This window comes from Neptunomonas antarctica (assembly GCF_001305295.1).
Lineage (GTDB): Bacteria > Pseudomonadota > Gammaproteobacteria > Pseudomonadales > Balneatricaceae > Neptunomonas > Neptunomonas antarctica.
Window position 1 is genome coordinate 1 of record NZ_LJSI01000013.1, and the last position, 15251, is coordinate 15251.

The window sequence follows — 15251 nt, forward strand, 5'->3', positions numbered from 1 at the left end:
AAAAATTCCGCTGATCTTCTGCTTTTGAATCTGCATCGCCATCAGCGCGGGAAATAGCGGCTAAATCAGGCGGAGTTGGATACAAGCCCAATGTAAAATCACTTTCGCTTTTACCGGGTTTAAGATGGCAGCCTGCACACATGCCATTGTAATCGGCACCCCCTTTGAGCAAACGATCAACCGTAGCGAGATCCGACGGTACTTCAATGTCCTGCGAGGCACGCACGATCGAGTTCTCACGTAAGGTCTCTAATGCCCAGGTGGTAATATCGTAATGAGGATCATCTGCTCCCATCGGATATAAGCCTGAGTAGATAAACGCCACACCTCCCAGCACAGCAACCCCAGCCATGGCTATCAGTCGCTTAAAACAAGCACCTTTTTTTAAAACTGTCATCCAATACTCTCCGCTGACAAACCGCCCTTGCCACTGATTCGGCAAGGGTTCATTCATGTCGCTTTTTATGTTTTTTACTGAGAGGGAGCTTGCATATGATCACCCACTTTATTAGCACCACTCATCTGTTCGCCATGCCCATGAGCTGAACTGTCTGCATCTGTCGATTCATTGTGCATGGTATTCATGCACTGCTGCATCATCGCCATCACAACAGGATCATTCATATCCATTTTACTGTGATCCATCGTATTCATCACCGCACAGTCCGGGCTCTCTGCTGTTTTCATATGTTCTTTTTCACTATGCGCCTGTACAGACAATGCCAGCATAAGTGCAGGAACAGCAACCAATACACCAAGGTATTTATTTATCATCATTAACTCCTGATTATTTTTAACATATGTGATTTTTTGTGTTTAAGCGCCGTTAGCACCAAAAATTTAAAATCAGAACTTTACGTCTATCATATAACAGGCACCATGAACGGATTCATCAGCGGCCCTGTCGATATCAGCTTCCGTGTAGTAACTTTCAAAAGTTCTCCTGGCTGCTTTTTATTCCGCCGCTATCAATTAATGCAGGTTTAGACAGAACTGCTTACTTTCATCCACAGTTCTGGCATTGTCAGTGGCAAGTTGGTTACGCCTGACAAAGCCAGCCTTTAAGATTTAACAATTATTCGCCGTAATACAACCCGCCAAAGTGCTTTTTACCATCGGCTGTTTTAAACAACACCATGAGTTGATGCTTGCCGCTTTCCTTAAGGTCATAACCTGCCATCTGCCAGTCGCCCATAACCATCAGCGGTTTACTTTCATCAGAACCATCCGGGTAGACAACTTTCGAGTTGATCTTTAGATTTTTTACCATAGCTCCCTGCTGCTCTACCTTAATCATCATATTGTGTGATCCACCATGGCCCATCCCTTCATCCGCTTTCATCACATGGAAGCTTACCGTGTAACCATCAATATCCTTCTTTTCCAAAAACATCTTGCTCTGAACCATATTACTGTCCATAGAGTCATGGGGCATAGTCTCTTGTGACATCGACTGCGCTGGCATGGACTCATTATCATGGCTATGGCTTTGACCAGTATTTCCTGCGCTAGCAACAGTACTAAAAAAAGTGCTAAGCATTACTGCACTCAAACCACCGACAATCAGAACCTTATTAAATTTCATTTTTATTTCTCCACTACTATTTTGATTAAAGTGTTTTATGATTTTTTAAATACTTTGGCGACGTTAATGTCTGACGATGACGTACTTGCTTATATGACAACTACAGCTACAGCCGCCCCGTCAGAATCTATAAAATCAGTGACTGTCAGATATTAAGAAACTAATCAGATCATCCATATCCTCATCACTTATCTGCCACCGGGGCATCGCTGTATTCAATATTTCTCCGCCCGGTTCAAGTCCTTGACGGATAGCTGCCTTCAGACTTCTTTTGTCATAACGCTGATGGTCACCATGACCATCGTCGCCCCCTTCGATGAGCGTATGTCGGGTTAGAGGTGGGGCAACCACCCAGAACTGCGGGTATAGTCGTTGCCCCTGTCGATCATCACCATGACAGCTAGCGCAGGAGGTGCTGTGCATCTGAGTATGCATCGTACCGCCCTGATAAGAGATCGCTGCACCAGACTGGCTTCTGCCGGTATAGTAAATCTGCTCGCCGTTACTGTTAAATGTGCGAGATCCGTACTTACTGCCATCATCCATCCCCATACCACACCCTGCCAGCAACAATACAACTCCGCCAACGGCTAACTTAATTGCTAATTTAGTCACTGCTTGAACGCTGTCCATAACTCTTCTCCTATACAAAACAATACTTTGTCTGGGCTGATACCCTTATTGCCCAGCTCTCAGCTCTCAGCTCTCAACTCTCAACTCTGAATTACTGTTCAATTGCCAAACGGGCTATACATCGCTTACGCCATAGAAAATACACGGCAGGCAACACCAACAACGTAAGAATCACGGCACTGACCATTCCCCCCACCATCGGCGCTGCAATCCGGCTCATCACTTCAGAGCCAGTACCGGTTCCGTATAAAATAGGAAGTAAACCAACGATAATTGCCGCAGCGGTCATCATTACCGGCCTGACCCTCATACCTGCACCGTGCAACACAGCATGGCGCAAAGTTTCTTCTCTGGGGAGCAGATTCTGTGTTTTACAACGATCCAGCATTTGCTGATATGCCTGGTTCAGATAGACCAGCATGATCACACCAATCTCCACCGCGACACCTGCCAGGGCGATAAAACCAACGCCGACCGCTACTGAAAAGTTAAAGCCCTGTAGATACATGAGCCAGACACTACCGACCATCGCCAATGGCAGCGTTCCCATAATAATGCTGACCTCAACAAAGTTTCGGAAATTGAGGAATAGCAGAATTACGATAATAGCCAGGGTCAGCGGAACCACATAAGTCAGCTTCTCCTTCGCCCGCTGCATATACTCATATTGACCAGCCCAGCTCACAGAATAACCTGGCGGCAGTTGCAGCTGGTCGGCCACAACCTGCTGAGCATTCTCCACATAACTACCGATATCCATTCCCTCTATATCGATAAAGGTCCAGCCGTTAAGACGAGCGTTTTCGCTCTTAATACCCGGCGGCCCATCTTCGACATAGACGTCAGCCACTTGACCCAAAGGTATCCTCTGACCCATCGGGGTTACGATCGGCAGCAATGCTAATTGCTCTGGAGAATCGCGATAATCTTGTGGGTAGCGCACATTGATAGGATAGCGTTCCAACCCTTCAATAGTTTGCGACACGTTCATTCCACCAATGGCCGTCGCAACCACCTGCTGGATATCGGCGATATTCAAGCCATATCGAGCGGCGCTCTGACGTTGAATATCAACTTTGATATAGCGTCCACCGGCAACCCGTTCGGAATACACCGACGCGGTACCGGGCACATCCTTCAAAATAGTTTCCAGCTGCTGACCGATCTGCTGAATTTGCGCTAACTCAGGGCCTGCGATCTTAATTCCGACGGGAGTTTTGATACCGGTGGCCAACATATCGATACGGGTCTTGATCGGCATCACCCAGGCATTGGTAACCCCGGGAATTTTAACCAGATTATCCAGCTCTTTTCTCAGATCATCGGTAGTCAGTCCGGCACGCCACTGATCCTTCGGTTTCAGCTGTATAAAGGTCTCGATCATAGTCAACGGCGCTGGATCAGTAGCACTGTCCGCCCGCCCCACTTTGCCAAATACCGTTTCAACTTCAGGCACTGTTTTGATCAGTTTGTCGGTTTGCTGTAACAACTGCCGAGCCTGACCAATTGAGATACCGGGATAGGTGGTCGGCATATACATCAGATCACCTTCATCTAATGGCGGCATAAATTCACTACCCAGCTTATCTAATGGCCAGAAGCCCACCAGTAAGATCAACAAGGCAAAGCCCAACGTCACTTTTGGAAAGGCCAGCACTTTACGCAACGTCGGCATATAAACAGCAGTCAATATGCGGTTTACTGGGTTTTTGTGCTCAGGCAATACCTTGCCACGGATAAAGTAACCCATTAACACCGGCACTAGCGTGATGGCCAGGGCCGCTGAAGCCGCCATCGCATAGGTTTTAGTGAACGCCAATGGCGCAAACATACGACCTTCCTGCGCCTCAAGGGTAAATACCGGCACAAAGCTAACAGTAATTATCAGCAAACTGAAAAACAGTGCAGGCCCCACCTCACAGGCCGATTCAGCTACGATTTGCCAACGATTATCTTTCGTTAGCGGCGTACGCTCCATATGCTTATGCATATTCTCAATCATGACGATCGCGCCATCGATCATAGCCCCGATCGCAATGGCGATGCCGCCCAACGACATGATATTGGCGTTAATTCCTTGCATATTCATTATCATAAATGCGGTCAGAATACCGACTGGCAAACTAACAATGGCAACAAGAGATGAGCGTACGTGGAATAAAAACACGATACAGACCAGCGCTACGACGATGAACTCTTCCAGAAGTTTGTGCCAAAGGTTCTCTATTGCACTGTCAATCAGACCGGAGCGGTCATACACCGTCACCACTTCAACACCTTCCGGTAGACCCTGCTTCAAGGTTTCAAGCTTTGCTTTTACCCCATCGATAGTTTTCTGAGCATTCTCTCCGAAACGCATGACCACCACGCCGCCAACCACTTCGCCTTCGCCGTTGAGCTCTGCAACGCCACGACGCATTTGTGGCCCGGTTCCGATTTCAGCAACATGTTGCAACAGCACAGGAGTCCCATTCTTGTTTATACCCAGTGGAATATTCTTTAGGTCCTCTTCACCCTGAATATAGCCGGTAGCGCGAACCATATATTCCGCTTCTGCCATTTCTACAACAGAGGCTCCAACTTCCTGGTTGCCTCGACGAATAGCATTTTGAATATGCGAAAGCGGTATATTGAATGCCCGTAGCTTTTCCGGATTCACCCGAACCTGATACTGTTTAACCATGCCGCCGATGGGTGCCACTTCAGACACACCGGGCACGGTCTGTAATTCGTATTTGAGAAACCAATCCTGCAGGCTGCGTAGCTGGCTGATATCATGTTTCCCGGTTTTATCCTGCAACGCATAGAGGTAGACCCAGCCGACACCGGTAGCATCCGGCCCCAACTGAGGCCGGGCACTAGCCGGCAAAGAAGGTGCAACCTGACTCAGGTATTCAAGCACCCTGCTTCGGGCCCAGTACATATCGGTATCTTCATTGAAGATCACATAGACATAGGAATCACCAAAGAACGAGTAGCCCCGCACCGTTTCAGCACCCGGCACCGACAGCATCGCCGTGGTCAACGGATAAGTGACCTGATCTTCTACCACCTGAGGTGCCTGCCCCGGATAACTGGTTTTAATGATTACCTGCACATCGGACAGATCCGGAATCGCATCCACCGGCGTATTCTTCAGGGAGAAAAGACCGCCCCCCACCAGAATCGCAGTGGCCAGCAAGACGAAGAATCGATTGCCCACCGACCATCTAATAATCGACTCAATCATAAAGCCACCTTCTCGCCGTGACTCATTTCGCTATCGGCACCGTCCAGACTCATGCTATCCATATCCATGCTTTCCATGTCTAAGCTATCCATATCAAGATCATCCATACTCATATCGTCAGCGCTCATTGGCTGCTCAACATTCATACGTTTAAAGTCTGACGTCTTACTCGATTCTGAATCCAGTAAAAACTGGGCTGAAGTAACCACTTCTTCACCAGCAATAAGTCCCTGCAGAACCTCAACCAGCTTGCCATCACTAAGTCCGGTCTTAACGAAGATGGATTTAAACCGACCCTCACCCAGCGCCAACACCACCCGGTTGGATCCAGCACCACGAATCACGGCCTCTTTTGGCACAGTAAGTGAGGCTTCAGTTTCATGTTTATGAATCACTACTTCAGCAAACATGTTCGGTTTCAACTGCCGGTCTTTGTTATCAAAGCGCATTCTTACCTTCAATGTCCTGGTGATCGGATCCAGCACCGGATAGACATAATCGACAATACCTTCGCGACTCTCACCTGGCAGAAAATCTAATTGGATAGAGACCGGTAACCCGGCACTAATCATGCTTGCCTGGTGCTCAAACACTTCTGCTTCAACCCAGACCTCGCCCAAAGCACCGATCGACATTAAAGTCATACCCGGTTTAACAAATACCCCCTCACGAATATTGAAGTTATCTACCACGCCACTTTGCGGCGCGTAGAAAATCACAGCCTGCCTCACTTTACGGGTCTTCCTAAGTTCATCCAGCGTCAGCTGCGGCACCTGCAAGGCGAGCAACCGGGTTTCAGCACCCCGAACAAGATCCCGATTACCCCGAGACAACGCAAACAGGTATTCCTCCTGAGCGTTTACTAATGCCGGGGAGTAGAGCTCATAAAGAGGGTCCCCTTGTTCAACCGGCTCCCCCTCAGCTTTGATATATATTTTTTCAACCCAGCCTTCAACCCGCGGATGAACATGCACAATTTCATCCTGGTTATAACCCACATAACCCACGGTACGGACCTCGAAGTGCATATTAGTCATCGCAGCCGGCGCTGTTCTAACACCCAGATTATTCACCACCTCAGGTGAAACTTTTATCGTACCCGGGCCTGCATCAGAATCGGAACCAGCCTCCTCATAGACGGGTACAAGATCCATCCCCATAGGTGACTTACCCGGCTTATCGCGCTGATAATTCGGATCCATCGGAGCAACCCAGTACAACGGTTCATTACTGGCGGTGGAGGTCTGTTCTGACATAGAATCAGAACTGTTCTGTGTAACTGGAATATCCAGATAACCAGCACCCGTTATTACTGCTCCCAAACCAGCCGCTCCGATAGCGGCACCCAGCACAACTAATCCAATGTTCTTAACGGTAGTGCTCATTGCTTTACTCCTGAAGTGCTGAGAGAGGTAGTAGTAGCGCCTGATTCTGCTGAAGTAAGAAAGTAGTTGAGTTGAGCAATCTGTTTTTGTCGTGCAACATTAATTTCCAAATACTCGATCTGGGCGTTGAGTTCACCGATACGCGAGCGTACTACCTCAGTAAAACTGCCGTTATCAGATTCATAGGCATTTAATGTCGCCTCTGTCTGTTGTTGGACCTGAGGCAGTAACTTATTTTTAAATAGCAGTTGGCGCTGGTCCAAGCGTTCCAGCTGACTACGGGTAGAATAGAAAGCTGCCATCATCTGCTTGATCATCAGACTGCGATCAGTACGGGCCTTCTCCTGGCTGGCAACAGCCGCTTCGACCTCTTTATCTTGTTTAATTGAAGAGAACAGCGGCATACTTACCGTTACCCCGGCACTCAACAAATCAGCCCGATCCCGACCACTCATATCCGCACCACGATAGCCATAACTGGCTCGCACGCTCCATTCCGGCCTGTATTTCTGCTCAGCCAACTGCACTTCGGTACCCGCCACTGCGATACTCTGCTCAAATTTTTGTATCGATGGGTGTCGCACAAGATAGTTGGCAAGTTCGCTATTACTTGGAGGCTTTCCTTGCCAATATTCATCATATTTCGACTTCAGTTGCGGCTGCTCTGAAGCATATCCAGACGATTGGTTAGCCTCTGCTGAAAAATTGGTACCCGATGGCATTAGCCACTCAAGCAACTTCTGTTCGGCCATCTCCTGCATCTGCGCTAAGCGAGTCAGCCGATCTTCAATGCGAGTTTGTTCCAGTTGTGCTTGTAGCAGATCCTGCTGACGGGTATTTCCCCACGCAGAAGAATAACTGGCCAAGGATATATCCACCAACTGATCGAATAGCGCCCGATTCTGCTCAATAAGCAGTGCACTCTGTCTTGCCTGGAAAGCATCCAGCCAGATCTGGGTGATCGTCAGCGCCACCTTTGCCTCACGCTCGTAACGTAACAAAGGCTGTCTATCACTTTGCTGCTGTAGCTGCTGGCGTTTAAGCCGCCGGCTATCACCACGAGGATAGACCTGAGAAACACCTGCGACCAACTGCGTCATCGCTTCCTGATTAAAATCCAGTGTATCGGTGGGTAGGTTTGCAAGTGCCAGTGAGAACTTAGGGTCCGCCAGCTCATATGCCGACTCAGCCATTGCTAATGTCGCCTGTTGTGCGTATTGGCTGCCCACTAACCAGTCATCATTATCGATTGCCTGCTGGATAGCTTTACTCAACGTAAGAGACTTATCAGCATAAGCATCAGCAACAGCTGAATTTGTATGGGTAAAAAACAACACCAGAGCTAGAGTCGGTAAACAAAAAACGCGAACCAGAATAAGGCTAACGGGTGTGAAATTAGATTCAAGCGTGCTAACACGCTCAACATTCGGACGTATAATAGTTCTTAGCGGGCCAATAAATAGCCACCAAATCTGGCGTATAACTAACATAAAAACACCCATCAACTGTCCTTGATACACTCAGGACATATCTGAAATCTGCAGGAGTTTTTTACATACAAGACTCCCACCAAAACTCAAGCCCGAAAAAGGGCTGATAAATTAGTGGGCTATAGGAGGGCGATATAGCGAGCCGCTGCTCGGGGTCAACAACAGGTCATTTACAACAATCTGGGCGGTACTTGATGAATTCACATTGAATAAGTAATGTAATGGACCGCAGTCAACGGGGCCCACGCATTGTATTTGAGTACAATCAGTCATTTCAACACAAGTATGGACGCCGCTACTATGCATTGTCGAACAGCTCGTATGGTTCTCAACTACTAATTGCACATGGTGGATATCAGAAACAGCTCTTTCTTCTTCTAGATTACCAAAGGAGTGTATTACATGAGAAGAACTTGTTTGGGTAGGTAATGGAGATTTAGTTTCTATTTGAATAGCAAAAGCACTGCTGTACAACTGTGTGATTGTCACCACCAGCATACACAACACTAATATTACTTTCTTTGCCATTTTTCAAATAAACCATCTAATTCGTCCACTCGTAGAATAATATAGAAACAACCCTCTATATCAAGTAGTTTCTTGCTTAATCGCGCATTCAACTCTCACTCGATACTCGCTGGACAAACACAATGAATAAACATGTAAATAAGAAATCGTTCAGATACTACATCACCTGGCTAACCCACCAAGAAGAAAATAAAACACTCCATATCCTTCGGACTTCATAAGAGACTTATTCAGGGACTAACTTTAATGGTAAGTTTAACGATATTTAGTATCTAAGTAATTCGGGCTATATTATAGGGCTGTCATTGTTATGTTTTTCACTCCAATAATATTCACTAGGGTTATCTTGCTGCTTTGTGCATGTGGCTTCTCGGCAACGCTCTTTGCTCATGGTGTCGATGACAGCACCAAGCAATTTTTACTAGCCAATCAAGGGGTCTCGATCATTCCCTATCTGTATATCGGTGCTAAGCATATGATAACCGGATACGATCATTTGCTATTCCTGGTGGGTGTTATCTTTTTTCTCTATAGATCAAAGGACGTCATGGTCTACGTGACCCTTTTCACCATTGGACACAGCACAACACTGATGTTTGGCGTGCTGTACGATGTGTCAGCCAATGCCTATTTGATCGACGCGATTATTGGATTTTCCATTATCTATAAAGGCTTTGACAACTTAGGAGGCTTTAAGCGGATATTTGGGTTTCAGCCCAATACCAAAGCAGCGGTGATGATCTTTGGTTTGTTCCACGGATTTGGTCTTGCCACCAAAATTCAGGAGTTTAACATACCTCAGGAGGGCTTAATTCAAAATTTAATCGCCTTTAACGTAGGTGTTGAATTAGGACAAATTTCAGCGCTAATTCTGGTGTTATTAGTGCTCAGTTTTTGGCGTAAACATCCCAGCTTTTTACGTTTCTCTACTGCTACGAATGCCCTCTTAATGAGCGCTGGCGTTATGCTGGTCGGCTTTCAATTGACGGGTTACTTTACAGCTATTTAAGGAAATGAAATGACACAACCAGAACATACCGGTAGTGCTCAGCACGAACTTGAACATACGGTACAGCCGACGCGAACACTGATAAAAGCCAGTGCTTTTGCCGTTGTATTTGGCGCTATTGTTCTGACGATAGCCATTTTGCCCGCTGAGTATGGAATTGACCCGACAGGCGTGGGAGCTGCCTTGGGACTCACAAAGCTGGCAAATGCAGCACCAATCAAGCCGGTACAGCAGGCAGCAGTAGGAAGCTCTGGTAAATTTCAAATGCATAGCACTGAAATCACTGTCCCTGCCGGAGAAGGGCTGGAATATAAGTTCAGTGCTCTAAAAGGCGATGTCATTCTTTACGCCTGGCAATCAGGTAACAGTGAGTTGTTTTTTGATTTTCATGGAGAACCCAAAGGAGATACCACAGGTTATTTTCAAAGCTATACAGTGAGTACTTCCAATAAAGTCAGAGGCTCTCTAACGGCTCCCTTCGAGGGCTCACATGGCTGGTACTGGGAAAACAAAGGCAGTGTACCGGTCACTGTTTCTCTGAAAATCCAAGGAAATTATGAAATAATTGGTATTAAATAATGGGTATTAAGTAACAACTGGCGTCAATGATTAACAGAATTACCCCAAGCCAAAGCACCTTTTAAAGGGTTTAATTCCGGGTATAGTCAATTTATCTATTGGCATCCCCTCAGACCTCATTTCTCTTCATTTTAAAACGATTCTCAGGGCTTTTTTTTGCGGTGTGGATGATTGCGATGTTGTGCCATGAGCTACTCCATTTTCATCTTTTAATGACACAAAAACTTCAACCATCTGCTTTTAATATATGTTCTTAACTCAAGATCACATTTCATGATCCAGACGAACGATACCGTTTTGCTGTTGCACCTCACGAACAAACTTTAAAATAACAGACATTTCAGAAAAACTAATTCCCTTTTGAGCGGGCATATCTCCATAGGGCCAATGATGTTGTTGCACACCATTTCGTACAGCGGAATAAAACGACTGGTTAGAATGATGCCCTGGATTGTAAATAGCATGGATCAAGGGTGGTCCCTTAAGGGAACCTTCACCATTATCACCGTGGCATTCTGAACAGGTGCGATTAAAAGCCAGCTGTCCCTTTTGAGCAGACTCAGATAAAGCGCCTACCTTGACATCCACATGACCGTTGAAGTGCTCGGCCAATACGACAGGGCTGGTTAAAAAAAAGCCCGTAACCAATATCCTGATTCCCCAGTTATTCTTAATCATTGTCATGACTCCTTATACTTGAAATTCACTAATTGGCACATTTTATCAATACTATGGACATAATCTATCCTCAGAGTCGAAGCCTGATGATGCTGTTGTTGCTTGTAATATTCGTTTTCTCACAACCAAGTGGGTCATTACTCGTTAAACCTGTAGGAGCGTTCGTGAAGATCATCTCATCACTTATCCGGATCTTCCTGAGGGAGAAACTTTGAGCATTTATTGTTTCCTGACTTGAACGCCCATAGTCCCGCGATAGCAGCCAAGACCACCGCCAATACCACGTTAATAGTAAATGACTGCTCCATAGCGGCATCACCAAAATGGGCTAACAGGAAGCTTGCCGGAACAATACCTATTGCTGTTGCCAGCAAAAAACGCCAATAACTCAATACGGTCACACCTGCCGCATAACTCATTAGATCAAATGAAACAAATGGCATTAGCCGAGAGGCCATAACCAGCCACATCAACCGCCGTTGATCACTCAATTCCCATTTAGGAAAGCGTTCTTCAAGCCAGACACGAGCAGTTTCGAACCTCATTATTCTTGAAATACCGAAAGCAAATGATGACCCGATTAATGAACCCATAAAAATATAGAGTGTTCCTTCAAAGTGTCCATAGGTTGCCCCGGCGGCCATGGCTATAGGGGCGCTGGGCAAGGGACTAAAAACAATAGCTAAAGCCATACTTGCAATAATAACAAACGGCCCTATCGCGCCGGATGCTCGGATAGATTCAACTACATTCTGAGGGTCTGACCAATCGAATGGGAGCAGCACACTGAAATGATCAAACCAGCCCCATATAAAAAAAATAATTAAAGCAAAAAAAAGAAGAATATTACGAATCAGTATTTTGCTCAGTTTCATTATTCCTTGCTACACCTTTTCTAAGTCGCTATGTGGCGCCGCATAACTAACGTTTCTTGTTTGTTTTCGGAGGGGCGCTATGGCAACTCCATGGCTCATGAGAAGCGTTATCTTTAACATTTTGGTCAACAAATTTGTAATACTCTTCTTTGATGCGTGTCCACCAATCGTGGCTGACCTGCATATAATGCTTCGCTAACACATCCTCTATACCCTCAAGGCACAACCGGGAAGCATCATAGGCCAAATTCAACACATGCGACTTTTCATCGAACGAAATGCCATCAAGCCCATATAAGCTATCAATCTCACTGATTGCAGCCTCTATTTTCTTTGCATCACTCGATTCGATTTTCAAGTGGCGGATCACCAGGTTTACTTCAGAAACCCCAAGTCTGTGATCTTGATTAGACATGTTCTCCTCCTATATATTTCCATAGTATAAAATCTGATTGTCGGGAACCGGGCTGGCGTAGTATTGATGTACTCTCGGTAGCTATCGCCGGCCACTGTCATCTCCTTTATCAGATAATTTACCTTGCCCTTCATTATCACCACTCGAATGATCAGATGCTTTGGAACTGTGATGTCCATGCTTACCATGCATGAACATATGCATCAGGGGACAGGCCAATAGAATCAAATAAGGCAAAAATGACAGAGCGTGCGCGCGATGCTCTGTTAATAAGAAGTAGCTAGCAGCGCCTATCAGACTGAGTGCAGCAACTCCCTTAGAAGTGAACCAAAAAGACGGTGCTTGTCTTTTCACGACGCACCTCCATCAGTTTTTCTTTTACGTAATCGAAGCGCATTACCGACCACCGACACCGAACTTAAACTCATGGCCAACGCCGCGATCATAGGTGATAGCAACCAGCCGGTGAGTGGGTAGAGAATTCCTGCCGCTAAAGGCACTCCCATACTGTTATAGAAGAACGCAAACATCAGATTTTGGCGCATGTTACGTACGGTATCGACAGAGATACTTCGCGCAACAGCAATACTCCGCAAATCCCCTTTGACTAACGTCAATTGAGCAGTACTCATCGCAACATCAGTACCGGTACCCATAGCGATGCCAACATCCGCACGCGCTAACGCAGGCGCATCGTTAATCCCATCCCCGGCCATAGCGACCTTATGACCTTCAGCTTGCAGACGCGCCACCAAATCATCTTTATCCTGCGGCCGCACTTCGCCGTACACCTCATCAATCCCCAGCTCCTGACCTACTGCTTTCGCGGTGGTCAGGCCGTCGCCAGTAGCCATTACGAGACGTAAACCACTGTTTTTCAGAATCCTGATAGCTTCAGGCGTTGAAGGCTTAATAGGATCCGCTACAGCCAAAAGTCCGGCAAGCTCACCGGCAACAGCAAGATACATAACACTCGCACCCTTGCTACGCAGTTCTTCGGCCTCACTGGCTAAGGACTGCCAAGGTACACCTTCTTCATCCATCAGCGCTGTATTGCCCAAAACGACATTCAGCCCCTCTATCTGCCCATGTACGCCAATGCCGGAGGCAGACTCAAATCCTTCCACAGGATTCAGGGGTATCGCCTGCTGCTGCGCCTCGGCAACAATGGCCTTAGCTAGCGGATGTTCACTGCCTTGATCTAAGCTGGCAGCAATACGCAGTACATCCTGTTTACTCCATTTGGCGACGGGGATCACCGAATGAAATGCAGGTCGGCCTTCTGTCAAGGTTCCGGTTTTATCAACAACCAGGATATCAACTTCGCACAAATGCTCTATGGCCGCCGCATCCTTAAACAACACACCCCGCGTCGCTGCATTTCCTGTGGCTACCATCACTGACATCGGCGTTGCCAGTCCCAATGCGCAGGGGCAGGCAATGATCAATACCGCTACTGCATTAATTAAGCCGAATGCCCAGCTGGGCTCAGGACCAAACAGCCCCCAAAGCACGAAGGTCAGTATAGATATACTGAGTACTATCAATACAAAATAACCTGCGACGACATCGGCCATGCGTTGCATCGGTGCCCGCGAGCGTTGAGCATTAGTGACCATCTGAATAATCTGTGACAAAACAGTGGACGAGCCTACTTTTTCCGCTCGCATGATAAGAGCGCCACTGGTATTAAGCGAAGCGCCAATGACGGCGTCTCCGGCTTTCTTGCTGACAGGCATCGGTTCGCCCGTCAGCATAGACTCATCAATAGAACTTTTACCTTCTAACACTACACCGTCTACAGGCACCTTCTCGCCAGGTCGAATTCGCAACCGGTCGCCAGCATGAACATGCGTCAAAGGGATATCTTCTTCCGTACCATCATCATTGATTCGACGCGCAGTCTTCGGCGCTAACCCAAGTAATGCACGGATAGCGGCCCCGGTTTCAGAGCGCGCTTTCAATTCCAGAATCTGGCCAAACAAGGTTAGCGATATAATCACCGCTGCCGCCTCGAAATATACCGCGACATGTGCGTCCTGACGAAACGACTCCGGGAATATGTCCGGCATCAATACAGCAACCACACTATATCCATAAGCGGCGCCGGTACCTGTCCCTATCAGGGTCCACATGTTGGGTGATCGCTGAAGAACAGACTGCATCCAGCGAACAAAAAACGGGCCTCCTGACCACAGGACTACGGGGGTCGCAAGCAACCACTCTAACCAAGGACGAGAACTACCGAGCAAGTCATCAAATGCACCGCCCGACATGGCAATAATCGTAACCACCAGGGTCATGGGTAAGGTATACCAAAAGCGCTTCCTGAAATCAGACAGCTCAGGATTTTCTTCATGCTCAGCGCTCGGCATAACAGGCTCAAGTGCCATACCACATTTGGGACAAGTACCGGGCCCTATTTGCAGGATTTCCGGATGCATGGGACAACTGTATTCACCTGTGCTGTTTTCTTCTGCTAAAAAAGCATCTTGTTTTACTGACGGCTCACAGTAATGCCCGGGAGTCTGAATAAACTTTTCTTTACAGTGGAGACTACAGAAATGATAGGTGTGATCTTGATAGTCAGCTTTAAATTCCGCTGATGAATCGACTGTCATTCCACACACGGGATCTATAATTACCTGATTAGAGGCGGTTTCATGCTTATCTCCGCTACAGCACGATTTTGGTTCTGTATCGGAGCTATGCTGATGAGAGTGTGCCATACGTTAATCCTCTGTAGTCACGCGATCAGTGCTGTTCGCTATCATGCCCTCACCCGCTGCATTAGCGGTAAGGATCTGATATTGAGCGGCAGACAACTCAGGCAGACGCTTGAGAA

14 protein-coding genes are annotated in these 15251 nt (G+C 47.0%); 2 read left to right on the forward strand and 12 right to left on the reverse strand.

Features of this window, described 5'->3' with window-relative positions:
* The 7 genes from Nant_RS00125 to Nant_RS00155 all read right to left on the reverse strand — a co-directional run.
* Positions 1-397 (reverse strand): cytochrome C oxidase Cbb3 (locus Nant_RS00125; protein WP_082399996.1); only part of this gene is annotated, 397 nt, incomplete at its 3' end.
* 74 nt (positions 398-471) lie between these two features.
* Complete coding sequence (locus Nant_RS00130; RefSeq protein WP_202904914.1) at positions 472-777, reverse strand: hypothetical protein; 306 nt, start codon at positions 775-777, stop codon at positions 472-474.
* 298 nt (positions 778-1075) lie between these two features.
* Complete coding sequence (locus tag Nant_RS00135) at positions 1076-1585, reverse strand: hypothetical protein (protein ID WP_054339615.1); 510 nt, start codon at positions 1583-1585, stop codon at positions 1076-1078.
* A 135-nt stretch (positions 1586-1720) separates the two neighbouring features.
* Positions 1721-2218: a c-type cytochrome gene (locus Nant_RS00140; protein WP_054339616.1), complete on the reverse strand. Its 498-nt coding sequence runs from the start codon at positions 2216-2218 to the stop codon at positions 1721-1723.
* A 91-nt stretch (positions 2219-2309) separates the two neighbouring features.
* Positions 2310-5447, reverse strand: coding sequence for an efflux RND transporter permease subunit (locus Nant_RS00145; RefSeq protein WP_054339617.1), 3138 nt, complete (start codon positions 5445-5447; stop codon positions 2310-2312).
* Positions 5444-6832, reverse strand: coding sequence for an efflux RND transporter periplasmic adaptor subunit (locus Nant_RS00150; protein WP_054339618.1), 1389 nt, complete (start codon positions 6830-6832; stop codon positions 5444-5446). Before Nant_RS00150 ends, Nant_RS00145 begins: the two co-directional genes overlap by 4 nt.
* A complete protein-coding gene (locus tag Nant_RS00155) occupies positions 6829-8334 on the reverse strand; it encodes a TolC family protein (RefSeq protein WP_054339619.1) in 1506 nt (501 codons plus the stop codon). The genes Nant_RS00150 and Nant_RS00155 overlap by 4 nt, the downstream gene beginning before the upstream one ends.
* Positions 8335-9196: 862 nt before the next feature.
* Here Nant_RS00155 and Nant_RS00160 point away from each other — a divergent pair.
* Together Nant_RS00160 and Nant_RS00165 are read left to right on the forward strand one after the other, a co-directional pair.
* The gene (locus Nant_RS00160; protein ID WP_238377030.1) at positions 9197-9859 is read left to right on the forward strand and encodes a HupE/UreJ family protein; all 663 of its coding nucleotides are present in this window, start codon (positions 9197-9199) and stop codon (positions 9857-9859) included.
* A 9-nt stretch (positions 9860-9868) separates the two neighbouring features.
* Positions 9869-10438, forward strand: coding sequence for a hypothetical protein (locus Nant_RS00165; protein ID WP_054339621.1), 570 nt, complete (start codon positions 9869-9871; stop codon positions 10436-10438).
* A gap of 264 nt (positions 10439-10702) precedes the next feature.
* Here Nant_RS00165 and Nant_RS00170 read toward each other — a convergent pair whose 3' ends face one another.
* From Nant_RS00170 to Nant_RS00190, 5 genes are all read right to left on the reverse strand, one after another.
* Positions 10703-11116: a c-type cytochrome gene (locus Nant_RS00170; protein ID WP_054339622.1), complete on the reverse strand. Its 414-nt coding sequence runs from the start codon at positions 11114-11116 to the stop codon at positions 10703-10705.
* 179 nt (positions 11117-11295) lie between these two features.
* Entirely contained in the window at positions 11296-11991 is a 696-nt protein-coding gene (locus Nant_RS00175) for a TVP38/TMEM64 family protein (protein ID WP_054339623.1), read from the reverse strand.
* A gap of 46 nt (positions 11992-12037) precedes the next feature.
* A complete protein-coding gene (locus Nant_RS00180; RefSeq protein ID WP_054339624.1) occupies positions 12038-12406 on the reverse strand; it encodes a hypothetical protein in 369 nt (122 codons plus the stop codon).
* 81 nt (positions 12407-12487) lie between these two features.
* Complete coding sequence (locus Nant_RS00185) at positions 12488-12760, reverse strand: DUF2933 domain-containing protein (protein WP_054339625.1); 273 nt, start codon at positions 12758-12760, stop codon at positions 12488-12490.
* A complete protein-coding gene (locus Nant_RS00190) occupies positions 12757-15135 on the reverse strand; it encodes a heavy metal translocating P-type ATPase (RefSeq protein ID WP_054339626.1) in 2379 nt (792 codons plus the stop codon). Before Nant_RS00190 ends, Nant_RS00185 begins: the two co-directional genes overlap by 4 nt.
* Between the last annotated feature and the right edge of the window lie 116 nt (positions 15136-15251).